At 75.1% G+C, this 22,739-nt stretch carries 23 protein-coding genes; 14 read left to right on the forward strand and 9 right to left on the reverse strand.

Annotated features, from left to right (window positions below; genetic code table 11):
- Window positions 1-149: 149 nt before the first annotated feature.
- The 3 genes from ABD994_RS03855 to ABD994_RS03865 all read right to left on the reverse strand — a co-directional run bounded on the left by ABD994_RS03855 (window position 150) and on the right by ABD994_RS03865 (window position 3,213).
- On the reverse strand, window positions 150-1,034 hold the full coding sequence (locus ABD994_RS03855) for a Rieske (2Fe-2S) protein (protein WP_345411085.1): 885 nt from the start codon (window positions 1,032-1,034) through the stop codon (window positions 150-152).
- Between the two features lie 114 nt (window positions 1,035-1,148).
- Window positions 1,149-2,216 carry an esterase/lipase family protein gene (locus ABD994_RS03860; protein WP_345411086.1) on the reverse strand — a complete coding sequence of 356 codons (1,068 nt, stop codon included), beginning with the start codon at window positions 2,214-2,216 and terminating at the stop codon, window positions 1,149-1,151.
- A 151-nt stretch (window positions 2,217-2,367) separates the two neighbouring features.
- Window positions 2,368-3,213 (reverse strand): IclR family transcriptional regulator, encoded by an 846-nt coding sequence (locus ABD994_RS03865; protein WP_345411088.1) that lies wholly within the window; start codon window positions 3,211-3,213, stop codon window positions 2,368-2,370.
- A gap of 115 nt (window positions 3,214-3,328) precedes the next feature.
- Here ABD994_RS03865 and pcaH point away from each other — a divergent pair, with 115 nt between their 5' ends.
- From pcaH to ABD994_RS03885, 4 genes are read left to right on the forward strand one after another with little or no spacing between them, the layout of a single operon-like run.
- On the forward strand, window positions 3,329-4,033 hold the full coding sequence (gene pcaH / locus ABD994_RS03870) for a protocatechuate 3,4-dioxygenase subunit beta (RefSeq protein WP_345411161.1): 705 nt from the start codon (window positions 3,329-3,331) through the stop codon (window positions 4,031-4,033).
- Entirely contained in the window at window positions 4,033-4,647 is a 615-nt protein-coding gene (pcaG, locus tag ABD994_RS03875; RefSeq protein ID WP_345411090.1) for a protocatechuate 3,4-dioxygenase subunit alpha, read from the forward strand. The genes pcaH and pcaG overlap by 1 nt, the downstream gene beginning before the upstream one ends.
- A complete protein-coding gene (locus ABD994_RS03880; RefSeq protein ID WP_345411092.1) occupies window positions 4,644-5,843 on the forward strand; it encodes a 4-hydroxybenzoate 3-monooxygenase in 1,200 nt (399 codons plus the stop codon). Before pcaG ends, ABD994_RS03880 begins: the two co-directional genes overlap by 4 nt.
- A 51-nt stretch (window positions 5,844-5,894) precedes the next feature.
- Window positions 5,895-7,265 carry a glycosyltransferase gene (locus tag ABD994_RS03885; protein ID WP_345411093.1) on the forward strand — a complete coding sequence of 457 codons (1,371 nt, stop codon included), beginning with the start codon at window positions 5,895-5,897 and terminating at the stop codon, window positions 7,263-7,265.
- A gap of 3 nt (window positions 7,266-7,268) precedes the next feature.
- Here ABD994_RS03885 and ABD994_RS03890 read toward each other — a convergent pair whose 3' ends face one another.
- Window positions 7,269-7,757, reverse strand: coding sequence for an Lrp/AsnC family transcriptional regulator (locus ABD994_RS03890; protein WP_345411094.1), 489 nt, complete (start codon window positions 7,755-7,757; stop codon window positions 7,269-7,271).
- Window positions 7,758-7,849: 92 nt separating this feature from the next.
- Between ABD994_RS03890 and ABD994_RS03895 the strand changes: the two genes are divergently transcribed.
- On the forward strand, window positions 7,850-8,893 hold the full coding sequence (locus ABD994_RS03895) for a DMT family transporter (protein WP_345411095.1): 1,044 nt from the start codon (window positions 7,850-7,852) through the stop codon (window positions 8,891-8,893).
- A gap of 220 nt (window positions 8,894-9,113) precedes the next feature.
- On the opposite strand, the gene ABD994_RS03900 is transcribed toward ABD994_RS03895, so the two are convergent.
- Both ABD994_RS03900 and ABD994_RS03905 read right to left on the reverse strand, forming a co-directional pair.
- Complete coding sequence (locus ABD994_RS03900; protein ID WP_345411096.1) at window positions 9,114-10,175, reverse strand: branched-chain amino acid aminotransferase; 1,062 nt, start codon at window positions 10,173-10,175, stop codon at window positions 9,114-9,116.
- A gap of 38 nt (window positions 10,176-10,213) precedes the next feature.
- On the reverse strand, window positions 10,214-11,038 hold the full coding sequence (locus ABD994_RS03905) for an NAD(P)H-binding protein (protein WP_345411097.1): 825 nt from the start codon (window positions 11,036-11,038) through the stop codon (window positions 10,214-10,216).
- Between the two features lie 80 nt (window positions 11,039-11,118).
- Here ABD994_RS03905 and ABD994_RS03910 point away from each other — a divergent pair, with 80 nt between their 5' ends.
- Entirely contained in the window at window positions 11,119-11,823 is a 705-nt protein-coding gene (locus ABD994_RS03910; RefSeq protein WP_345411098.1) for a TetR/AcrR family transcriptional regulator C-terminal domain-containing protein, read from the forward strand.
- Between the two features lie 38 nt (window positions 11,824-11,861).
- Complete coding sequence (locus ABD994_RS03915) at window positions 11,862-13,286, forward strand: acyl-CoA synthetase (RefSeq protein WP_345411099.1); 1,425 nt, start codon at window positions 11,862-11,864, stop codon at window positions 13,284-13,286.
- Between the two features lie 37 nt (window positions 13,287-13,323).
- Here ABD994_RS03915 and ABD994_RS03920 read toward each other — a convergent pair whose 3' ends face one another.
- Together ABD994_RS03920 and ABD994_RS03925 are read right to left on the reverse strand one after the other, a co-directional pair.
- A complete protein-coding gene (locus ABD994_RS03920; RefSeq protein WP_345411100.1) occupies window positions 13,324-13,959 on the reverse strand; it encodes an SAM-dependent methyltransferase in 636 nt (211 codons plus the stop codon).
- Window positions 13,956-14,900, reverse strand: a complete 945-nt coding sequence (locus ABD994_RS03925; RefSeq protein WP_345411101.1) for an NAD(P)/FAD-dependent oxidoreductase — start codon at window positions 14,898-14,900, stop codon at window positions 13,956-13,958. The genes ABD994_RS03920 and ABD994_RS03925 overlap by 4 nt, the downstream gene beginning before the upstream one ends.
- A gap of 50 nt (window positions 14,901-14,950) precedes the next feature.
- On the opposite strand from ABD994_RS03925, the gene ABD994_RS03930 reads away from it, so the two are divergent.
- The 7 genes from ABD994_RS03930 to ABD994_RS03960 all read left to right on the forward strand — a co-directional run bounded on the left by ABD994_RS03930 (window position 14,951) and on the right by ABD994_RS03960 (window position 21,819).
- Complete coding sequence (locus ABD994_RS03930) at window positions 14,951-15,538, forward strand: helix-turn-helix domain-containing protein (protein WP_345411102.1); 588 nt, start codon at window positions 14,951-14,953, stop codon at window positions 15,536-15,538.
- A 123-nt stretch (window positions 15,539-15,661) separates the two neighbouring features.
- Window positions 15,662-17,548, forward strand: a complete 1,887-nt coding sequence (locus ABD994_RS03935; protein WP_345411103.1) for a methylmalonyl-CoA mutase family protein — start codon at window positions 15,662-15,664, stop codon at window positions 17,546-17,548.
- Entirely contained in the window at window positions 17,545-19,752 is a 2,208-nt protein-coding gene (scpA, locus tag ABD994_RS03940) for a methylmalonyl-CoA mutase (protein ID WP_345411104.1), read from the forward strand. Before ABD994_RS03935 ends, scpA begins: the two co-directional genes overlap by 4 nt.
- Before the next feature lie 32 nt (window positions 19,753-19,784).
- The gene (locus tag ABD994_RS03945; protein ID WP_345411105.1) at window positions 19,785-20,054 is read left to right on the forward strand and encodes a type II toxin-antitoxin system Phd/YefM family antitoxin; all 270 of its coding nucleotides are present in this window, start codon (window positions 19,785-19,787) and stop codon (window positions 20,052-20,054) included.
- The gene (locus ABD994_RS03950) at window positions 20,051-20,437 is read left to right on the forward strand and encodes a type II toxin-antitoxin system VapC family toxin (protein ID WP_345411106.1); all 387 of its coding nucleotides are present in this window, start codon (window positions 20,051-20,053) and stop codon (window positions 20,435-20,437) included. The genes ABD994_RS03945 and ABD994_RS03950 overlap by 4 nt, the downstream gene beginning before the upstream one ends.
- A gap of 13 nt (window positions 20,438-20,450) precedes the next feature.
- A complete protein-coding gene (gene meaB, locus ABD994_RS03955) occupies window positions 20,451-21,443 on the forward strand; it encodes a methylmalonyl Co-A mutase-associated GTPase MeaB (RefSeq protein ID WP_345411107.1) in 993 nt (330 codons plus the stop codon).
- 10 nt (window positions 21,444-21,453) lie between these two features.
- Entirely contained in the window at window positions 21,454-21,819 is a 366-nt protein-coding gene (locus ABD994_RS03960) for a hypothetical protein (RefSeq protein ID WP_345411108.1), read from the forward strand.
- Window position 21,820: 1 nt separating this feature from the next.
- On the opposite strand, the gene ABD994_RS03965 is transcribed toward ABD994_RS03960, so the two are convergent.
- On the reverse strand, window positions 21,821-22,684 hold the full coding sequence (locus ABD994_RS03965; protein ID WP_345411109.1) for an alpha/beta fold hydrolase: 864 nt from the start codon (window positions 22,682-22,684) through the stop codon (window positions 21,821-21,823).
- Window positions 22,685-22,739: the final 55 nt, after the last annotated feature.

Consider the following 22,739-nt stretch of genomic DNA (forward strand, 5'->3'; position numbering starts at 1 on the left):
GTCGACCAGGCGGCGTGCTGCCGTCGTGACCACACTGACACGGCGCGTGTTCGGTCGCGCTCGGGGCCGGAGACGTCCGCGCGGCCGCCGGACGGGGTTCGCCCGACGGCCGTCGTCCGCTCACCCGGACGCCCTACCGGCGACGAGGTTCAGCTCGCGGGGACGCCGGCGTGGCCGGTGACCGCGAGCTCGAGACGCCCGTCCCGCACCCGGGTGCGGAAGGTGGGCTGCGGCGCGGTGGCCGGTCCGTGGACCACCGAGCCCGTGTCGAGCCGGAAGACGCTGCCGTGCCAGGGACACACGACGCACTCGCCCCGGCCGTCACCGTCGACGAGGTCGCCCTCGTGCAGCGGCGCCGAGGCGTGGGCGCAGCGGTCGGCCAGGGCGTGCACCTGCTCGCCGCGCTTGACGACGAGCACGCCGACGTCGCCGACGATCCGGCGTGCCGGCTCCCCCTCGGGGAGGTCGGTGACCGGGCCGACGTCGGTCCAGTCGCCGGGGCCGATGTGGGGGTAGCCCTCGGCGTGGTTGGCGCCCATGGCCTGGTGGTAGGCCATGTGGCCGCCCAGCGAGGCGCCGACGGTGCCGACGGCCAGGGCGGCCCAGCCCCACAGCGCGCCACGGAAGCCGCGGCCCCGGGCCCGCGCGGCGAGGGACGCCGCGTAGCCGGCGAGCATCGCGCCGTTGGCGGCCGCGTGGACGACCCCGACGCGCTGCTGCTCCTCGTGCCCGTCGGCGTAGTCGGCCCAGCCCGCGGCGGCGGTGGGCACCGCCGAGACCAGGCCGACGAGGATCAGCGCGGTGGCGGGGCGGCGGGTGCGGGGCGAGACGTCGAGGATGCCGGCGGAGGCGAAGCTGCCGATCGTGAGCTGGGCGAGCACCGGGTGCAGCGGGTGGCCCATCCAGACGCCGTGCAGCGCGTCCTTGACGTCCTGGCGCGTGAGGACCTTGTGGACGGCGTCGCGCAGCGGGGCGGCGACCTTGTCCAGCACCTCGGCGTCGGCGAGGCGGTCGATGTCGTCGAACGGGCGCACGGGGGCCTCCGTGGGTGTGGTGGTCCCCCCGGTGTCGCCGAACGCGGCACCTCGCCAAACCAGGTGCGCTGCGCGCAGGTGAGCAGAGATCAGTGCCGGAGCACTGATTTCTGCTCACCTGGCGGAGCCACCCAGCACGTACGGCTTCAGCGGCGGCTCGGCGAGCACGTGCGGGTAGAGCGCGACCTGCGACGCGATGCCCGCGGTGTAGGTCGCGAGGCGGGCCGGGAAGGTCGCCGGGTCGACGCCGGGCTGCAGCGGCGCCAGGCAGACGGCCCGGTCGATCCGCGACGCCCGCGCCGGCCCGTCGTGGTCGAGCGCGTCGACGACCAGCGCGTGGGCCAGCGCGTCGAACGACCCCATCGACAGGTGGTCCGCGAGGTGGCCGGGGCAGACGTCGAACGTCGAGATGTTGGCCCGGCGGCCGGCGCCCGTGGTCAGCTGCGAGCTCGGCCGCGGGCCGAGGTTGGGGACGACGACCTCGTCGGTCGGCGTCCACATCTGGGTGTAGTCGATGCCCGCGAACGTCTCGGTGCCGGAGTTCAGCGCGGTGGTGAACGCCGAGAGCGTCTGCTGCTGCCAGAACGCGGGCGCGCAGCCGGCGGCGGCGCAGACCGGGTAGGCGTCGAGGGTGCCGTGGTTGGACGGGTCGATACCGACGACCTCGCCCACCTGCGTGCGGGTGTCCGGCCAGAAGCGCAGCGCCCAGCGCCCGATCATGCCGCCCTGGCTGAACCCGACGATCGCCACGCGCTGCCCGCTGCGCTCGTGCACCGCCCGGATCGCCGCGACGACGTACTCGGCCGAGACCTGGATGTCGCTCATGGCGTGGTTCGGCAGCGTCAGGGCGCAGTACGGGCGACCGGATGACCGGAACGCCCGCTCATCGTTCCAGGAGAAGTTCTCCTCGGCCGTCAGCGTGGTGCCGGGGATGAGCAGCACGGGCGGGCGCGAGGCGTCGTCGACGTCGGCGGTGCAGTCCAGCGCCGCGGCGAGTGCGGCGTCGGTGACCTGCAGCGCCGGGCCCGGACGGTCCAGCGGCGCGTAGTCGCGGTGCGGCTGGGGGACCGGCAGCGGGAGCTGCGGTCCGGGGTCCGCGAGCGCCGGGACCCCGAGACCGGTGAGCCCGGCCAGCGCCAGCACCACCGCGACCACGAGACCCCACCGCACGTGCCGCCGCATCGCGACCCTCTCGCCGAGGGTCCACGACCGTCGGGTCGATCGGCGGCACCCGGACGGCCCAACGACGCCGGGTGCGACGGGTTACCGCCGGGGAGCGAGGGACGCCTTCGCTCCGCGGGACGCCGCGAGGGACTCCCTCGTGCCGGGCGGGTCACGCGCCGGCGGCTCCCGAGGCCCCCGACGCCTCGGCGGCGGACGGCAACGGGGTGACGACGCCGGCCGGGCGGCGGCGTGCCGCCGGTGACCCCAGCGCGCGGGAGATGCCCCGGGCGGCGGCGCGGACGGCCGGGACGATCGTGCGGGGTTCGGCGCCCGCGCTGGGCACGACCACCGACAGCGACGCCACCACCCGCTCGTCCTCGCCGCGCACGGGCGCGGCCACCGACAGCGAGAGCAGGTCGACCATCCCGTCGCACACGGCGACCCCCTCGCGGCGCACGGCAGCCAGCGTGCGGCGCAGCTCGTGGGGGTCGGTGATCGTGCGCGGGGTGAGCGGCGCCAGCGGGCCCGCCAGCACCTCCTCCTGCACCGCGGCGGGGGCGAAGGCCAGCAGGACCTGGCCGACGGCGGTGGCGTGCAGCGGCATCCGCCCGCCGACGCGGGTGAAGACGCGGACGGCCTCGGGGTGCGCCAGCCGCTCGACGTAGACCACCTCGTGCCCGTCGCGCACGGCGAGCTGCACGTTCTGCCGCGTCGCCTCGTAGAGGTCCTCGAGGTAGGGCATCGCGCGTTCCCGCAGGCCCAGGCTGCGCGGTGCGAGCGCGCCGACCTCCCAGAGCCGCAGCCCGACGCGGTAGCGCCCGTCCTCGCCGCGCTCGAGCGCACCCCAGGCGGCGAGCTCGCCGACCAGCCGGTGGGCGGTGGACAGCGGCAGCCCGGCGGCCCGGGCGATGCCCGAGAGCGACAGCGCCTCGGCGCCCGGCCCGAAGGCGGACAGGATGCCGAGCACGCGGCCGGTGACCGACGGGCCACGCTCGCCGTCGCGCGATGGGCTCACCCTGGGCTCCTTCCGGTGGCCGGAAGCTCGATTCTGGCACGGCCGGCCGGCGAGGCACCCTGTCACCGTGAGTGCACCCCAGGAGCCCGCGACGCAGCGTGAGGTCTCCGCGGAGATCGCCGCGGCCGCCGCCGCGCCGCCGCGTCCCGACGGCCACCCCGACCGCGCCTACGCGCCCTACCGCAGCACCGCCCTGCGGGCCCCGCAGCGCCCGCTGGTCGTGTCGCCGCCGAGCCTCACCGAGCTGGCCGCGCCGGTGTTCGGCCCGGCCGACGTGGCCCCGCTCGACGCCGACCTGACGCGCCACCACACCGGCGAGCCGCTCGGCGAGCGGATCATCGTCACCGGCCGGGTGCTCGACGGCGACGGCCGCCCGGTGCGGAACCAGCTCGTCGAGATCTGGCAGGCCAACGCCGCGGGCCGCTACCGCCACGAGGGCGATCAGCACCCCGCCCCGCTCGACCCGAACTTCACCGGTGGCGGGCGCGCGATCACCGACGACGAGGGCCGCTACCGCTTCGTCACGATCAAGCCCGGTGCCTACCCGTGGCGCAACCACAGCAACGCCTGGCGCCCCGCGCACATCCACTTCTCGCTGTTCGGGACGGCGTTCACCCAGCGGCTGGTGACGCAGATGTACTTCCCGGGCGACCCGCTGTTCGGCTACGACCCGATCTTCCAGTCGGTCACCGACGAGAAGGCCCAGCAGCGGCTGGTCGCCGCGTACGACCACGACGTCACCCGCCCCGAGTGGGCGCTGGGCTACACCTGGGACATCGTGCTCGACGGCAGCCACGCCACCCCGGAGGACCGCGACTGATGCTCGACCTCACCCCCTCCCAGACGGTCGGGCCGTTCTTCGCCTTCGGGCTGCCCTTCGACGGCGGCGGCGACGTCGTCCCCGCCGGCACGCCCGGCGCGATCACGCTGCACGGCACGGTCCGCGACGGCGCGGGCGCCGCGGTGCCCGACGCGCTGCTGGAGTTCTGGCAGGCCGGCCCCGACGGCCGTCTGCCCACCCGCCCGGGCTCGCTGCACCGCGACGGCCGGAGCTTCACCGGCTTCGCCCGCGTCGCCACCGACCGGGCCGGCGACTACACGCTGCGCACCCTGCGCCCGGCCGCCCCGTCGGACTCGCCGCACGCCCCGCACCTGGCGGTGACGGTGTTCGCCCGCGGTCTGCTGCACCACCTGTTCACGCGCGTCTACTTCCCGAACCACGTCGACGCCAACGCCGCCGACCCGCTGCTCGCGGCCCTCGACGAGGAGCGCCGGGCCACGCTGATGGCCGTGCCCGACGGCGGCCCGACCGGCCCGGGCTACCGCTTCGACGTGCGCATGCAGGGCCCCGGGGAGACGGTGTTCCTCGACCTGTCCGCCCACGGCCTCGCCCAGCCGCCGGCCGAGACGATCGAGACCCCGGAGTCGCCGTGACGAGCCCCGTCCCCGACCGCACCCAGGTCGCGATCATCGGCGCCGGGCCCGCGGGCCTGATGTTGTCCCACCTGCTGCGGCTGCGCGGCGTCGAATCGGTGGTGCTCGAGTCGCGACCGCGGGAGCGCGTCGAGACCCGCCAGCGGGCCGGCATCCTCGAGCACGGCACCGTCGAGGCGCTGCGCGAGGTCGGCGCGGCCGCGCGGATGGACGAACAGGGCCTGCCGCACGACGGGTTCGAGCTGCGGTTCTCCGGGCGCAGCGTCCGCGTCGACATGCAGGAGCTCACCGGCCACCACGTCATGATCTGGGCGCAGACCGAGGTCACGAAGGACCTCATCGCGCTGCGCCTGGAGCAGGGGGAGCCGCTGCTGTTCGAGGCCGAGGTGACCGCGGTCGAGGACGTCGAGACCGACACCCCGCTCGTCCGCTACCGCCACGAGGGCGCCGAGCACGTGGTGCGCGCCGACGTCGTCGTGGGCGCGGACGGCTCGTACGGGCCGGCCCGCCGCGCGATCCCCGACCGCCTCGGGCGCCGCTTCGAGCGCGTCTACCCGTACTCGTGGCTCGGGATCCTCGCCGACGTCGCGCCGTCGTCGCACGAGCTGATCTACGCGCGCGGGCGCACCGGGTTCGCGCTGGCCTCGATGCGCTCGCCGAGCGTCACCCGCGCCTACATCCAGGTGCCCAACGGCACCGACGCCGCCGACTGGGACGACGAGGCCATCTGGGACGAGCTCGCCGCGCGCTTCGCGCTCGACGACGGCAGCTTCACCCTCGAGCGCGGGCCGATCACCGACAAGTCCGTGACGCCCATGCGCAGCGTGGTCAGCGAGCCGATGCGCCACGGGCGGCTCTTCCTCGCGGGCGACGCGGCGCACATCGTGCCGCCCACCGGCGCGAAGGGCCTCAACCTGGCCGTCGCCGACGTCCGCGTGCTGGCCGAGGCGCTGGCCGAGTGGTTCGCCACCAAGGACGAGACGCTGATCGACGCCTACTCCGACACCGCGCTGCGCCGCGTCTGGAGGGCGTCGCACTTCTCCTGGACGATGACGACGATGCTGCACGTCGACCCCGACGGCGACCCGTTCGACGAGCAGCTCGCCCTGGCCCACCTGCACCACATCGAGGTCTCCGAGCCCGCCCGCCGGGCGCTGGCCGAGAACTACCGGGGCCTGGCCCTGGGGGCGATCTGACGGCGCCCTAGGCTCTCGCCCGAGACGATCTCCACACCCGGGGGTAGGCGCATGGGCGACCGGCTGATCTTCCAGCTGGGCACCAACAACTGGCAGCGCGACGGGGAGTTCGCCCCGGGCTCCGGGATCCTCCACGAGGCGCACCACCGCGCCTACGACGAGCTCGACGGGGTGCGCGCCTACTCGATGTACCCGTCGCGGGTGCAGCGGACCCGGCCCGGCGAGGACGACGTCCGGGTGTTCGCGCTCGACCACGACATCCCGATCTGCGAGTCGGTCTCGCCGGTGTCGAGCTACCGGTGGCACGCGATGGGCCCCGACGAGGTGGACGCCTACCGGGCCCGCCTCGTCGCCGAGGTCACGGCGTTCATCGTCGACGTCGAGGCCGCCACCGGCGAGGAGTTCTCGCTGTTCATCGCCCACCACGCGTTCATGAACCCGGTGGTGCTGCGCGACGTGAACCGCGCTCGGGTGGCCGACGGGCGGGCGCGGGTCCCGGTCGTCTGCTTCGCCCACGGCACCGAGCTCAAGATGTACGTCCACGAGCAGCGCGGCGAGGACCCCGAGGAGTTCCCGTGGCGCTTCCTGCCCTGGATGCAGCAGGAGAACATCTTCGACTACGCCGACCCGGACCACGGCGTCGACGTCGTCGCCTCGATCTCCTCGGAGCAGATCGAGGCGTTCTCGGCGATCTTCCCCGAGTTCCCGCGCGACCGGATCGTGCTCTCGCACAACGGCTACAACCAGCAGTTCTTCCACCCCGCGCCCGAGCTCTACGACGACCGGGCGAGCGTCCTGGCCGGCTTCACGACGCTGCCGCCGCCCGGGGGTGACCCGCAGCCGGTCGCGCCCGAGGGCGGGTTCGACGCCGTCGTCGCGTTCGTCGGCAAGTTCGCCGACTGGAAGCGGCTCGACGCGCTGCTCACCGCGGCCGCGTCCTACGAGCGCGACGGGCGCCGGGTGCTGACCGTCGTCGCGGGGTCGGGGCCCGTCGAGCAGCAGCAGAAGATGCACGACCTCGTCGCCGAGCTGGGCCTCGAGCGCACCTACCTCGTCGGGCCCCGCCAGCAGCCCGAGCTGGCGACGCTGTTCGCGTGCGCCGACGTCGGGGTCTTCCCGTCGTACCGCGAGCCGTTCGGCCTGGTGTTCCTCGAGTGCATGGCGTGCGGGACGCCCGTGATCGGCGCCGACTCCGGCGGGCCGCGCGACTTCGTCGTCGACGCCGTCGGGACGCTCGTGCCCGAGACCGACAACCGGCGGGCGCTCGCCGACTCGCTGGCCGCCGCCGTGACCACCGCCCTCGACGAGGGCTGGAAGCAGGCCAAGGGACCCGAGGCCGCGCGCTACGCCCACGACGGATTCAGCGTCGTCAAGCAGGTGTCGGACCTGCTCGCCGAGGTCGACCGGCTCACGGCCGGCTGACGCTCACACCCGCGTGAAGCGGTCCACCAGGGCCGAGGTCGCGACCATCGTCGTGAACCGCGCGACGCCGGGCACGCGGGCCAGCGTGCGGCGCAGCAGGACGTCGAGGGCCTCGACGTCGGCGACGTCGACGCGCAGGAGGTAGTCGACGTCGCCCGTGACGTGGTGGCAGCTGATCAGCCCGTCGAGGTCGACGATGTGCCGCTCGAACCGCCCGACCGTGTTGGCGGTGTGGTCGACGAGCGTCACCGACAGGTGCACGACGAGGCCGCGGTCGACGGCGTCGGGGTCGAGGACGGCGCGGTAGCCGCGCACCACCTGCTCGCCCTCGAGACGCCGCAGCCGCCGCTGCGCGGACGAGGGGGAGATCGACACCGCCTCGGCGAGGTCGGCGAGGCTCGAGCGCCCGTGGTCGGCGAGGTGATCGAGGATGCGCCGATCCAGGCGGTCGAGATCGGGCTGGGCGGATCGTGCACGATGTGGGGCGGTCACGACGCCATCGTGCGCCCTCTACGGCGTGAGCGTCCGAGATCGCCCGGCATCACCCACCCTCGCGGGCGCATCGTGGAGTCATGACGGGAGGCATGACGAGGCGGACGGCCCTGGCGGCGATGGTGCTCGCCGGGGCGGGGTGGGGAGCGGTCTTCGTGGCGCCCGAGCTGGCGCCGCTCGCGCCCGCCCTGCTGCTCGCGATGGGCCGGTTCGTGGCGTTCGGCGCCGTCTCGCTGCCCCAGGTGCGGCGCGTGCTGCGCGCCGACGTGCCGTGGGGCCGCGTCGTCGCCCACGCCCTGACCGGCTCGCTCGTCTACTACGGGCTCGTCGCCCTCGCCGTGCGCCTGGCCGGCCCGACCATCGCCGTCGCCACGATCGGCATCGTGCCGGTGGTGATGGCCGTGGTCTCCGCCCGCGGCCGGGGGCGGGCGGGCCTGGCGGCGCTCGCGCCGGCGCTGGCGCTGGTGGCCGTCGGGCAGGTGCTCGTGCACACCACGCCCACGCCGGGCCCGGGTGGCTGGTCGGCGGTGGTCGGCACCCTGCTCGCGCTGGTCGCGGTGGTGTCGTGGAGCTGGTACGGCCTCGACTCGCACCGCCTGCTGCGCGACCGCCCCGACCTCGGCCCGGTGCTCGCCGGCGCCCAGGGCCTGGCCGCGGGCGTGCTGGCCCTGCCCGTGGGCGTCTGGCTGGTCGCGACCCAGGGCGTGCCCGCCCAGCCGGTGCGCGCCCTGCTCGTGGTGCTCTTCCTCGGGCTGGTGTCGTCGTGGCTCGCCGTGCGCCTCTGGCACGCCGCGGCCGCCCGCCTCTCGCCGGTGCTGGTCAGCCAGCTGATGGCGCTGGAGACGGCGTGGGGCTTCGTGTTCGCGGCGCTGCTCGCCGGCGCGGTGCCCGGCCCCCTGGCCCTGCTGGGCGAGGTGGCGCTCGTCGCCGGCGTCGCCCTCGCCGTGGTCACCGACGGCCACCGCGAGCGGCGCGCTCACCGTGCTCACGGCGCGGACCGTGAGGAGCCGGGCTCGTCGGCGAGCACCGCGATCGCGGCGCGCAGCGCCGCGTCACGGATCCGCGACGAGCGCGGGTCCTCCGCCGAGGCGTGCGCGACGGCCTCGAGCAGCGCGCACACCTCGAACCCGGCGTAGTCGCCGGCGAGGCCGGCGTAGCGGCCGAGCGCCACCCGCCGGCGCAGCACGGCGGCCGCGCGGTCGATGGTCTCGGCGTCGAGCCGCGCGCGGGCGCGGCGGTGGTCGGCGTGGGTGGACACGGCGGGCTCCCTCGGGCAGGACCGGTGCGGTCGCCGCGGGGGAAGCGCGACGCCGTCCATCCTGCCCGGCACCCCCGACAGTGCCGAGCGAGCGCGTCTCAGACCACCCGGCGCATCCAGCCGTGGACATCGGCCGCGCGCCCGTACTGGATGTCGGTGAGGTGCTCCCGGATCGCGAGGGCGTGCGGGCCGGGCGCACCGTCGCCGACGGTGGTGGTCACCCCGGCGTGGACGAGGCTCGTCACCGGCGTGACGACGGCCGCGGTGCCGACGGCGAACACCTCGGTCACCGACCCGTCCGCGCACCCGCGCAGCACCTCGTCGATCGCGATCGGGCGCTCCACCGGCACGAGGCCGTGCTCGGGCGCCAGCGTGAGGACGCTGTGGCGGGTCACGCCGTCGAGGATCGTCCCGAGCGGCGGTGTCGCGAGCGTGCCGTCGGCGGTGACGACGACGACGTTCATCGTCCCCGCCTCCTCCAGCCAGCGGTGCTCCGTCGCGTCCAGGAAGAGCACCTGGTCGCAGCCCCGGGCCTTCGCCTCCGCCTGGGCGGCCAGGCCGGCGGCGTAGTTGCCGCCGCACTTCGCGGCGCCGGTGCCGCCGGGCGCGGCCCGGCTGTGCTCGGTGCTGACCCACAGGCCGATGCCGGTCACGCCGCCGGGGAAGTAGGCCCCGGCCGGCCCGCCGATCACCGCGAACGTCGCCTCGGCCGCCGCGCGCACCCCGAGGAACGGCTCGGTCGCGACCGTGAAGGGCCGCAGGTAGAGGCTGCGCTCGCCGGTGCCGTCGGGCACCCAGGCGTGGTCGGCGCGCAGGAGCGCGGCGACGGCGTCGAGGAAGTCCTGCTCGGCGAGCTCGGGCAGCGCGAGCATCCGCGCCGAGGCGGCGAAGCGGCGGGCGTTGCGCTCGGGGCGGAAGAGGTGGATCCCGCCGTCCGCGTGCCGGTAGGCCTTGAGCCCCTCGAAGATCTCCTGCGAGTAGTGCAGCACGGCCGCCGACGGCTGCAGCGTCAGCGGCCCGTACGGCGTCACCCGCGGGACGGTCCAGCCGCCCGTCGAGGACCAGTCGGCCACGACCATGTGGTCGGTGACGTGCCGCCCGAAGCCCGGGTCGGCCAGGATCGCGTCCCGCTCGGCGGGGGTCCGGACGTCGATGCTCACCCCGGCACCGTAGGCGCCGGGAGGGCTCGGGCGAAGGCTCAGGCGAAGGAGTCGCGGTGGTCGTGCGCCCACTGCGCGAAGGTCCGGCCGGGCTTCCCGAGCAGCCGCTCGACGTCCGCCACCGGCTGCGGCACGCCGTCGGTGGCGGCCCACAGCCGCAGCAGGGTGTCCGCCACCCAGGCGGGCGCGCGGCCCATCCGGTCGCGGTACTGCTGCGCCGAGAGCGCGACCACGTCGACCGGCCGCCCGGCCTCCGCCGCCAGGACGGCCACCTGCTCGCGGAAGGACAGCGACGCCGGCCCGGTGAGGCTCGGCGCGGTGCCGCGCGTGGGCCCGCCGGTGAGGGCGTCGACGGCGACGTCGGCGATGTCGTCCTCGTGGATGGGGGTGACGTGGCTGTCCGGGTAGGGCAGCTCGACGGTGCCGGCGCGGACGCCGTCGGCCCAGTCCAGCGTGTTGGTGGCGAAGGCGCCGGGACGGAGCAGCGTCACCGTCAGGTCGGCGTCGACCAGGTGCTGCTCGGCGGCGCGGTGCATCGCGCCGATGTGGTCGTCCGGGTCGTCGTCGAGGACCGAGAGCGAGGAGAGCAGCACGGCGTGCCCGACGCCCGCCGCGACGGCGGCGTCGGCGACCTCCGGCCCGCCGCGGGGGTAGAGGAACGCCTGGTCGACGCCCTCGCAGGCGGCGGCGACCGACGCGGGGTCGGCGAGGTCGAGCGCGACGCCGGCGACACCGTCGGGCAGGTCGAGCAGGGCCGGGTCGCGGCCGGTCGCGCGCAGGTCGCCCGCGGGGACGCCCGCGGCGAGCAGGGCGTCGAGGACGGCGCGGCCGACACGGCCGCGGGCCCCGGTCACGAGGATCATGCGGGTACCTCCGTTGACGAACGACGTTCGCGACGAACACCGTACGCCGCGAACAGCATTCGTCAACTACGGTGCTCGTCGTGGCCGCCAGCCCCCGCACCCGCCCCGCGAAGTCCGCGCTGAGCCGCGAGGCCGTCGTGGCGGCGGCGCTCGCCGTCGTCGACGAGGTGGGCTTCGAGGCGGCGAGCATGCGCCGGGTGGCGGCGGCGCTGGACACCGGCCCGGCGTCGCTCTACGTCTACGTCGCCGACCGGCGCGAGCTCATGGAGGCCGCCCAGGACCTCGCGCTCGCCGAGGTGGAGCTGCCCGTCGCCGGCGGCTGGCGGGAGCGTCTCGAGACGCTCGTCGCCCGCACCGTCGCAGAACTCGCGCGGCACAACGACATCGCCCAGGCGGCCGTCGCCGACGTCCCGCTCGGGCCGCACGCGCTGCGCATCCACGAGGAGCTCCTGCGGCTGCTGCGCGAGGGCGGCATCCCGGACGCCGCCTGCGCCTGGGCGGTGGACTTCCTCGGCCAGTACGTCTCGGCGGTGGCCCTGGAGCAGGCGGCCTGGCACCGCGCGCAGCGCGCGATCGCCGACCCGGAGAAGGCGACGGTCGAGGCCATGGGCGCCGACTTCGTCGCGCGCATCGACGGCGTCTACGCCGGGCTGGACGCCGCCGAGTTCCCGACGATCGTCGCCCTGCGTCCCCTGCTGACCGCCGGCGGCGGCGACGAGCGCGACGCCTGGAAGCTCCGGGTCATCGTGGACGGGCTCCTGGCGCAGGGCCCGACCCCGGGGTAGCTGCGCGGTCCGGCACCGGCGCACCCATGATGGGCGCCATGACGCTGCTCGCTGCGCTGCTGGAGGGGGCCCTCGACGATCCCGAGGCGATCCGGGTCGGCGACACCGCGATGTCGGGCCCGGAGCTGCTCGGCGCCGCGGCCGTCGTGGCCGACCAGATCGGCGAGCGTCCCGCCGAGGGGCCGGTCGCGGTGCTCGCCGAGCCGACCGCGCAGACCGTGGTCGCGATGGTCGGCGGCCTGCTCGCCGGCGTGCCCGTCGTCCCCGTGCCGCCGGACACCGGCCCCGGCGAGCGCGCCCACGTCCTGTCGGACTCCGGCGCCACCCTCTGGATCGGCGAGCGCCCGCCGGAGGTGACCCTGCCGGTGCGCAAGGTCGACCTCACCCGCCGCAGCGGCGACCCGGCCCGCGAGGCCCCCCACGACGGCCCGGCGCTCGTGCTCTACACATCGGGCACCACCGGGCCGCCGAAGGGCGTGCTCCTGTCGAAGGCCGCCATGGGCGCGGGGCTCGACGGACTGGCCGACGCCTGGGACTGGACGCCGGCGGACACCCTCGCCCACGGCCTGCCGCTGTTCCACGTGCACGGCCTCGTGCTCGGGGTGTTCGGCGCGCTGCGGATCGGCTCGCCGCTGGTGCACCTCGGGCGCCCGAAGCCCGCGGCCTATGCGGCCGCCGTCCGCGACCACGGCGCGACCCTGCTGTTCGGCGTGCCCACGGTGTGGTCGCGCATCGCCGCCGATCCCGACGCCGCCGCCGTGCTGCGCTCGGCCCGCCTGCTCGTCTCGGGCAGCGCACCGCTGCCGGTGCCGGTGTTCGAGCAGCTGCGCGAGCTCACCGGCCAGGCCCCGGTCGAGCGCTACGGGATGAGCGAAACGATGATCACGTGCTCGGTCCGGGCCGACGGCGAGCGCCGCCCGGGCTGGGTCGGCGTGCCGGTCGCCGGGTTCGAGACGCGCCTGGCCTCCACCGACGACGAAGACGAGGGCGCGCTGCTCCCGCACGACGGCGAGACCATCGGCGAGCTGCAGGTCCGCGGGGCGGGGCTCTTCGACGGCTACCTCGGGCGGCCCGAGGCGACCGCCGCGACGTGGACCGACGACGGCTGGTTCCGCACCGGCGACGCCGCGGTGATCGACGCCGGCGGCTACCACCGGATCGTCGGGCGCCGCAGCGTCGACCTCATCAAGACCGGCGGCTACCGGGTCGGCGCGGGCGAGATCGAGACCGCGCTGCTCGAGCACGAGGCGATCACCGAGGCGGCGGTGGTCGGGGAGCCCGACGACGACCTCGGCCAGCGGATCGTCGCCCACGTCGTGGTCGCCGGCGGGCCCGTCGACCCGGACGAGGTGATCGCCTTCGTCGCCGACCGCCTGTCCGCCCACAAGCGCCCCCGCGAGGTCCGCGTCGTCGACGAGCTCCCCCGCAACGCCATGGGCAAGGTCCAGAAGGCCCGCCTCTGATGTGAGCAGTTGCGGCCCCTATCGGGGCCGCAACTGCTCACGTGGGGCGGCGGGTGCGCAGGACGGCGTCGTAGAGGAAGCGGGGGCGGCCGTCGGGCTGGACGGCGTCGCGGCCGCGGCGCTCGGCGACCTCGACCGTCCAGCCGTCCAGGGCGTCGCCCAGCTCGGTGACGAGTTCGCCAGCGGTGGCGAACATGTCCGGCGGGTGGTGCTCGTGGGCCTCGGGCGGCATCCCCTCCGGGTCGTGCCCGACGAGCAGCAGCGTGCCGCCCGGGGCGACGGCGGCCGCGAGCCCGCGGAAGATCGCCGGCCGGTCGGCGCCCGGGAGCTGCATGAAGTGCGCGGTGACGAGGTCGTGGGTGCCCGGCACGGTGTCGGCGTAGAGGTCGACCACCGCCGTCGTCACCCGGTCGGCGACGCCCTCGGCCTCGGCCCGTGCCGCCACCCGCTCCAGCGCGACCCGCGAGACGTCGATCGCCGTCACCCGCCAGCCGCGGGCCGCGAGCCACACGGCGTCGCCGCCCTCGCCGCTGCCGACGTCCAGCGCGGTGCCCGGCGCGAGGTCGGCGACCTCCGCGACGAGCACGGCGTTGGGCTCGCCGCTCCAGATCCGCTCCGACGAGCCGTAGCGCTCGTCCCAGAAGGCGGCGGTGAACTGGTCGCGGACGCTCATGCGGCTTCCTCTCGGTGGCGGGCGACGGCCCGGGCGGTGTCCTCGGTGACGAGGTCGGCGTGGACGCGGGCGCCGGCGAGGTTGCCACCGGCGGCCGCGGCGATCACCTGGGCCGACAGGTCGGTGACGTTGCCGGCCACCCACACCCCCGGGACGTCGGTCTGCCCGTCGGGCGCCGACGGGACGACGCGGCCCATCGGGTGGTCGGCGACGGTGACGCCGAGGTCGTCGAGCACGGCGCTGCGGGCGACGAAGCGCGGGCCGACCACGACGGTGCTGCGCGCGACGACGCGGCCGTCGGCCAGGCGCACCCCGGTGAGCCGGTCGTCGGTGACCTCCAGGCCGGCGACCTCCCCGTCGACCACCTCGACGCCGAGCGCCGCGAGCTGCTCGGCCTCCTCGGCGCTCGGCTCCGGCGCGTGGTGGCGCAGGTAGACGAGGTCGTCGGTGAGCGCGGAGAACAGCAGCACCTGGTGCACGCTCATCGGTCCGGTGCCGAGCACGGCGACCGGCTCGTCGCGGACCTCCCAGCCGTGGCAGAACGGACAGTGGACCACGTCGCGGCCCCAGCGCTCGCGCACGCCGGGGACGTCGGGGAGCTCGTCGACCAGCCCGGTCGCCACGACGAGACGGCGGGCCCGCAGCGTGGCGCCGTCGCCGGTGTCGACGGCGAACAGCTCGCCCTCGCGGCGGGCGGCGACGGCCGTGCCGGGGCGGACGCGCCCGCCGTAGGACTCGACCTCGGCGCGGCTGCGGCGCAGCAGCTCGGCGGGCGGCAGGCCGTCGTGGCCCAGGTAGGCGTGCATGGCGGCGGCCGGGGCGTTGCGGGGCTCGCCGGCGTCGACCACGAGCACGTCGCGGCGGGAACGGGCGAGGGTCAGCGCGGCGGCCAGCCCGGCCGCGCCGCCCCCGATGACCAGGACGTCGAGTGGTGTCTCCATGGCCCCGACAGTGCTCCGGCGCGGGGCGGACGGCGAGGATTCTTGCCATAGTGGCAAACGTGGAGGACGTGCTCGACGATCTCGGACCCCGGCTGGCCGCCCGGCGCCGGCAGGCCGGCCTCGGCCTGGCGGAGCTCAGCGCGTCCACCGGCATCTCGGTGAGCACGCTCTCGCGGCTCGAGCACGGCAGCCGCCGCGCCACGCTCGAGCTGCTGCTGCCGCTGGCCACGGTGTACGGCACGGGTCTCGACGAGCTCGTCGGCCTGCGCGAGGCCGCCCCGGCGCGCGACGAGCCGGCGTCGCGCTCCGAGGACACGGTGATGTACCGGCTCTCGCGCAGCCCCGGCCAGCCCGCGGCGTACAAGTTCGTCTTCTCCCCGGCCCGCCGCACCCCGCCCGCCGAGCTCCCCACCCACCAGGGCTGGGAGTGGGTGTACGTCCTGGCCGGGCGCCTGCGGGTGATCAACGGCGACGACGACCTCGTGCTCCGCTCCGGCGAGGCCACCGAGATCGACACCCGCCGTCCCCACTGGCTGGGCAGCACCGGCGACGGGCCGGTCGAGGTCCTCGCGCTCTTCGGTCGCCAGGGGGAGCGCGTCCACATGCGCGGCACGCGACCGGGGACTTCGCGCGCGTAGAAGCAGCGAACAGCCCGTTCGCTGCGACACGGGGTGGCTTCTCGAACGATTCCGCTCGCTCACGGTGGTGGCCTGTCGCACGGAGCGAAACCGGCCGGGCCCGACGGTCCTACGATCCGGCCCATGGCATCGGGCACCACGGATCTGGACGAGAGCCCCGACGAGCTGACCCTCGCCGCGGAGTTCGACACCCCGACCCGCGAGCAGTGGCGCGAGCTGGTGGCCGGGGTGCTGGCGAAGTCCGGCAAGGAGGTGTCCCCGGAGGAGGCCGAGGCCGCGCTGGCGACCGTCACCGACGACGGCATCACCATCGCCGGGCTCTACGCCGCCGAGGACGCCCCGGACGTCGCGACGGGCGTGCCGGGCCTGTCGCCGTTCGTGCGCGGGGCGCGGGCGGAGGGGCAGGTCGCCGAGGGCTGGCTGGTGCGCCAGCGCCACGCCTTCGCGCCCGATGGAGCCGTCGGCGACGCCCACGACGTCGTCATGGCCGAGCTGGAGAACGGCGTCTCGTCGCTGTGGCTGGTGCTCGGCGACGCCGGCGGGCCGCCCGTCGCGGCGCTCGAGGGCCTGCTCGAGGGCGTCTTCCTCGACCTCGCGCCGGTCGCGCTCGAGGCCGGCCGCGACACCCCGGAGGCCGCCGCCACCCTGCTGCGCCTCGCCGAGCAGGCCGGGTCCGGCGCCATCGGCGGCTCGCTGGGCTACGACCCGCTGCTCGACCGGACGCAGGGCGGTCCCGCCCTCGACCAGGCCTACCGCGACGGCCTCGTCGAGCACGCGCAGGCCGCCGCGGCGCACCACCCCGCGCTGCGCACCGTCGTCGCCGACGGTCTCCCGTACCACCGCGCCGGCGGCAGCGACGCCCAGGAGCTCGGCGCCGCCCTGGCCGCCGGGGTGCACGCCCTGCGGCTGCTCACCGAGGCCGGCCTGGGGACCGACGAGGCGTTCGCCCGGATCGAGTTCCGCCTCGCCGCCACCGCCGACCAGTTCGCAACGCTCGCCAAGCTCCGCGCCGCCCGCCGCTGCTGGGACCGCATCGGCGAGGTCGCCGGGACCTCCGAGGACGCCCGGGCGATGGTCCAGCACGCCGTCACCAGCCCGGCGATGATCACCCGCCGCGACCCCTGGGTGAACATGCTGCGGACCACCGTCGCCGCCGTCGGTGCGGGGCTCGGCGGCGCCGCGGCGGTGACCGTCCTGCCCTTCGACACCGAGCTCGGCCGTCCTGACGAGGCCGCCCGCCGGCTCGCGCGCAACACCCAGGCGCTGCTGCTCGAGGAGTCGCACCTCGCGCACGTCATCGACCCGGCCGGCGGCTCCTGGTACGTCGAGTCGCTCACCGACGCGCTCGCGCAGAAGGCGTGGGAGGAGTTCACCCGCACCGAGCGCGACGGCGGGATCGAGGCCGTGCTGGACGACGGCAGCCTGCTCGCCCGCCTCGACGAGACGTGGGAGCAGCGCTCGACGCGCATCGCGCGGCGGAAGGACCCGATCACCGGGGTCAGCGAGTTCCCGAACCTGCAGGAGAAGCTGCCCGCCCGCGAGCCGCTGCCCGGCGCCGACCACGAGGGCGGGCTGCCCCGCCGGCGCTACGCGCAGGTCTTCGAGGAGCTGCGCGACCGCGCCGACGAGGCCGCGTCGACGGGGCAGCGCCCGACCGTCTTCCTCGCCACGATCGGCGCGCTCGCGCAGTACACCGCGCGCGTCTCGTTCACCCAGAACCTGCTCGGCGCCGGCGGCGTGGGGACCGTCGACGGCCCCGGCGGCACCGACCCGCAGGAGATCGCGACCGCGTTCCGCGAGGCCGGCACGCCGGTGGCGGTGATCGCGTCGTCCGACAAGCTCTACGACGAGCACGCCGCCGACGTCGCGGCCGCCCTGCGCGAGGCCGGGGCGACGCGCATCCTGCTGGCCGGGAAGAAGGACATCGAGGGCGTCGACGGCACCCTCCACGCCGGATGCGACGCCGCGGGCGTCCTCCGCGACACCCTGGAAGCGCTGGAGGTCCGATGAGCATCCCGCAGTTCGGCGACGTCGAGCTCGGCACGCCCGAGGGCCCGTCCCGCGACTGGGAGTCCGCGCTCGAGGAGGCCACCGGCAAGGGCGCCGAGGACCTCGTCTGGGAGACGCCCGAGGGCATCGGGGTCAAGCCCCTCTACACCGGGACGGACACCGAGGGCCTCGACTTCCTGCGCACCTACCCGGGCATCACGCCCTACCTGCGCGGCCCGTACCCGACGATGTACGTGACGCAGCCGTGGACCGTGCGCCAGTACGCCGGCTTCTCGACGGCGGCGGAGTCCAACGCGTTCTACCGGCGCAACCTCGCCGCGGGGCAGAAGGGGCTGTCGGTCGCGTTCGACCTGCCCACCCACCGCGGCTACGACTCCGACAACCCGCGGGTGTCGGGCGACGTCGGCATGGCCGGGGTGTCGATCGACTCGATCCTCGACATGCGCCAGCTCTTCGACGGCATCCCGCTGGACCGGATGTCGGTGTCGATGACCATGAACGGGGCCGTGCTGCCGGTGATGGCGCTCTACGTCGCCGCCGCCGAGGAGCAGGGGGTGTCGCCGGAGCAGCTGGCCGGGACCATCCAGAACGACATCCTCAAGGAGTTCATGGTCCGCAACACCTACATCTACCCCCCCAAGCCCTCGATGCAGATCATCTCGGACATCTTCAGCTACACCAGCGAAAAGATGCCCAAGTTCAACTCGATCTCCATCTCGGGCTACCACATCCAGGAGGCAGGAGCGTCCGCCGACCTGGAGCTGGCCTACACGCTGGCCGACGGGGTGGAGTACCTGCGGGCCGGGAGCAACGCCGGGCTGGACGTCGACAGGTTCGCGCCGCGCCTGTCGTTCTTCTGGGGCATCGGCATGAACTACTTCATGGAGATCGCCAAGCTCCGGGCCGCGCGGCTGCTGTGGGCCAAGCTGGTGTCGGCGTTCGGGGCGCAGAACCCGAAGTCCCTGAGCCTGCGGACGCACAGCCAGACCAGTGGGTGGTCGCTGACCGCCCAGGACGTCTACAACAACGTCGTTCGCACCTGCGTCGAGGCGATGGCCGCGACCCAGGGGCACACGCAGTCGCTGCACACCAACGCCCTCGACGAGGCGCTGGCGCTGCCCACCGACTTCTCCGCGCGCATCGCCCGCAACACCCAGCTGCTGCTGCAGCAGGAGTCGGGCACGACGCGCACCGTCGACCCCTGGGGCGGCTCGCACTACGTCGAGCGGCTCACCCGCGAGCTCGCCGGGCGAGCCTGGGCGCACATCCAGGAGGTCGAGTCCACCGGCGGTATGGCCCAGGCCATCGACGAGGGCCTGCCGAAGATGCGCATCGAGGAGGCCGCGGCCCGCACCCAGGCGCGGATCGACTCGGGGCGCCAGCCGCTGATCGGCGTCAACAAGTACCCGCTGACCTCCGGCGAGGACGTCGACGTCCTCAAGGTCGACAACGCCGACGTGCTGCGCCAGCAGGTGGAGCGGCTGCGCGAGCTGCGGGAGAACCGTGACGACGACGCCGTCCGCTCGTCGCTCGAGGCCCTGACGAACGCCGCCCGCGCCGCCTCCGAGGGCACGCGGCAGAGCGGCCTCGACGGCAACCTGCTCAAGCTCGCCATCGACGCCGCGCGGGCCAAGGCGAGCGTCGGGGAGATCTCCGACGCGCTGGAGGAGGTCTACGGCCGGCACCGCTCCGACGTCCGGACGATCTCCGGCGTCTACCGTGACGAGGTGGGCGACAACTCCGGGGTGGAGGCGGCGCGGCAGGCCGCGCAGCGCTTCGAGGAGGCCGAGGGCCGCCGCCCGCGCATCCTCGTCGCCAAGATGGGCCAGGACGGCCACGACCGCGGCCAGAAGGTCATCGCCACCGCGTTCGCCGACCTCGGCTTCGACGTCGACGTCGGCCCGCTGTTCCAGACCCCGGCCGAGGTCGCGCGGCAGGCCGTCGAGTCCGACGTCCACGTCGTCGGCGTCTCGTCGCTGGCCGCCGGGCACCTGTCGCTGGTGCCCGCGCTGCGCGACGAGCTGGCCGAGGCGGGCGCCGAGGAGATCCTCATCGTCGCCGGCGGCGTCATCCCGCCCGGCGACCACGAGGAGCTGCTGTCCAAGGGCGCGGCGGCGATCTTCGGCCCGGGCACGGTGATCGCCGACGCGGCCACCCAGCTGCTGGGGACCCTGTCCGAGCGGCTGGGGCACGGAACGGCCTGATCTGGTCAGGTCTGACCAGATAGGCTGGTGCCGTGGCCGACCAGGTGAACGTCTACGAGGCGAAGACGCAGCTCTCGAAGCTGCTCGAGCGCGTCGAGGCGGGCGAGGAGATCGTCATCGCTCGCAACGGGCGGCCGGTCGCGCGGTTGGTGCCGTCGCAGCGGAGCGGCCAGCAGGAGCCGCGCCGGCTGGGTGGACTCGAGGGAAAGATCTTCTACTCCGGCGACATCAACGACGGCGACGACGAGATCGAGGCGCTGTTCCATGCCGAACCCATCGAGCCGCCCGGCTCCTCCGGATGAGGCTGCTCCTCGACACGCACGCGGTGCTGTGGTCGGTGGAGGCGCCGCACCGACTCGGCCCGGCCGCGCGCGCTGATCTCTCCGATCGCTCTCACGAGGTCCTGGTCTCGGTGGTCGCGCTCTGGGAACTCGCCACGAAGCGAGCAATCGGGAAGCTGCAGCTCGACGTCTCCGAGGTAGCGGAGGAGCTGCGCGCGCAGGACATCGACCTGCTTCCTGTCCGGCCGGAGCACGCCCTCGCCGTCGCTGACCTCCCCCTCCACCACCGCGACCCGTTCGACCGGATGCTGGTGGCGCAGGCGCGACACGAGGGGCTGACGCTGGTCACGGCGGACCGGCGCCTCGAGGCGTACTCGGTGGCGGTGCTGCGGGCGGACGCGTGAGACGGGAGACCCGGTGACCGATCTGGAGAAGTACGTCGACGGCGTCCGGTCCGGTTCGCGGCTCTGGATCGGGCGGGCGATCACGCTCGTCGAGTCGACGCGCCCCGACCACCGCGAGGCCGCCCAGGAGCTGCTGGTCGAGCTGCTGCCCCACGCCGGCGGGGCGCGGCGGATCGGGATCTCCGGCGTGCCCGGCGTCGGGAAGTCGACGTTCATCGGCGCGCTGGGGTCGTCGCTGACGGCGCAGGGCAGCAAGGTCGCCGTCCTCGCCGTGGACCCCAGCTCGACGCGCAGCGGCGGCTCGATCCTCGGGGACAAGACGCGGATGGACGAGCTCGCCACCGACGACGACGCGTTCATCCGCCCGTCGCCGACGGCCGGCACGCTCGGCGGGGTCGCCAAGGCCACGCGCGAGACGATGGTCGTGATGGAGGCGGCGGGCTACGACGTCGTCATCGTCGAGACGGTCGGCGTGGGCCAGTCCGAGACGACCGTCGCGCAGATGGTCGACTCGTTCCTGTTCCTCACGCTCGCCCGCACCGGCGACTCCCTGCAGGGCATCAAGCGGGGCATCCTCGAGATCGCCGACGTCATCGCGGTCAACAAGGCGGACGGGCCGCACGCGCGCGAGGCCAAGCGCGCCGCCCGCGAGCTGGAGCAGGCGCTGGCGATGCTGCGCGGAGAGCGGGAGACCTGGAAGGTGCCGGTGCTGACGTGCAGCGCGGCCGAGCGCACGGGGCTCGACGACGTGTGGTCGGCGCTGGTGCGCCACCAGCAGCACCTCGACTCCGGTGACGGGCTGGCCGAGAAGCGCGCGCAGCAGCAGGTCGACTGGACCTGGCAGATGGTGCGTGACCGCCTGCTCGGACGTCTGCAGGACCACCCGCAGGTCAAGGGCATGCGCTCGGAGCTCGAGCAGGAGGTCCGCTCCGGCGGGCTGACGCCGGCACTGGCCGCCGACCGGATCCTCGGCGCGTTCCTGGGCGGCGGTGCCGGGATCGGGTAGACCGTCACCCATGAGCGAGCCTGCCGGCGGCCAGAACCCGCTGTGGACGGTCGTCAACGGTCTGCGCGGGATGGCGGAGAACGTGGTCAGGGCGGCGGGCTCGGCCAACCCGCTGGGTGAGCTGCCGGCCCTGCCCGAGGTCGCGACGCACCCGGGCGCGATGTCCGCGGCGCAGCTCGGCGCGATGCGCACGGCGATCCAGGCCCAGCGCGACGCCGTCGCGGCGATGCAGAGCCAGCTGCACGCGTTCGACGAGCAGCTGCAGGTGCTCCAGCGCCTGCTCGTGCCGCTGGCGGAGTGGAGCGCGACGTGGGCGCGGCTCGAGAGCCGGGTGGTGCCCGGGGGCCACGCGAGGGACGACGACGGGGACTCCTGACTCACCCCAGCCCACGCAGGACGGCGACGACCGTCCCCGGCGCCTCCTCGGGCAGGAAGTGGCCGGCGTCGACCGGCCCGCCGCGCACGTCGTCGGCCCACCCGCGCCAGACCTCCAGCGGGTCGTACCAGGCGTCGACGGCGCCGGTCGCGCTCCACAGCACGTGCACGGGGCAGCGCAGGCGGTGGGCGCCGCGGTCGGCCTCGTCGTGCGCGACGTCCGCGGTCGCCGCCGCGCGGTACTGCTCGCAGATCCCGTGCACGCGCTCGGGGTCGCGGAAGGTCGCCGTGTAGCGCTCGCGCAGCCAGGGCGGGAAGACGGCCGGGTCGTCGGACCAGGCGTCGAGCATGTGGTCGACGAGGACGTCGGGCGCGCCGAGCACGAGGCGCTCGGGCACGGGCGCCGGCGCGGCCAGCATCGACCAGACCCAGTAGCCCAGCGCGAACTCCCGGTCGGCGCGGGCGAAGGCCTCCGCGGTGGGCACGACGTCGAGCACGGCCAGGGCCGTGACGTGCTCCGGGTGGTCGAGCGCGAGGCGGTAGGCGCACCGGGCGCCGCGGTCGTGGCCGGCGACGGCGAAGCGCTCGTGGCCGAGTGCCCGCATGACGGCGAGCTGCTCGGCGGCGAGCGAGCGCATGCTGTGGTCGGTCCCGGCGCCCACGCCGCTGCCGCCGTAGCCGCGCAGGTCCGTGGCGACGACGGTGTGGTCGGCGGCGAGCGCGGGCGCCACGTGGCGCCACATCAGGTGGGTCTCGGGGATGCCGTGCAGGAGCAGCAGCGGGGGCCCCGAGCCGCCGACGCGGCCGTGGATCGTGGTGCCGCCGACGGTCACGTCGACGACGTCGAAGCCGGGGAACGGGGACACGCGGACCTCCCTCCGCAACCTACGTGAGCACTTTCCGCCGCTATAAGGGAGGAAA

Origin of the sequence: Actinomycetospora chlora, from assembly GCF_039542135.1 — a bacterium.
Lineage (GTDB): Bacteria > Actinomycetota > Actinomycetes > Mycobacteriales > Pseudonocardiaceae > Actinomycetospora > Actinomycetospora chlora.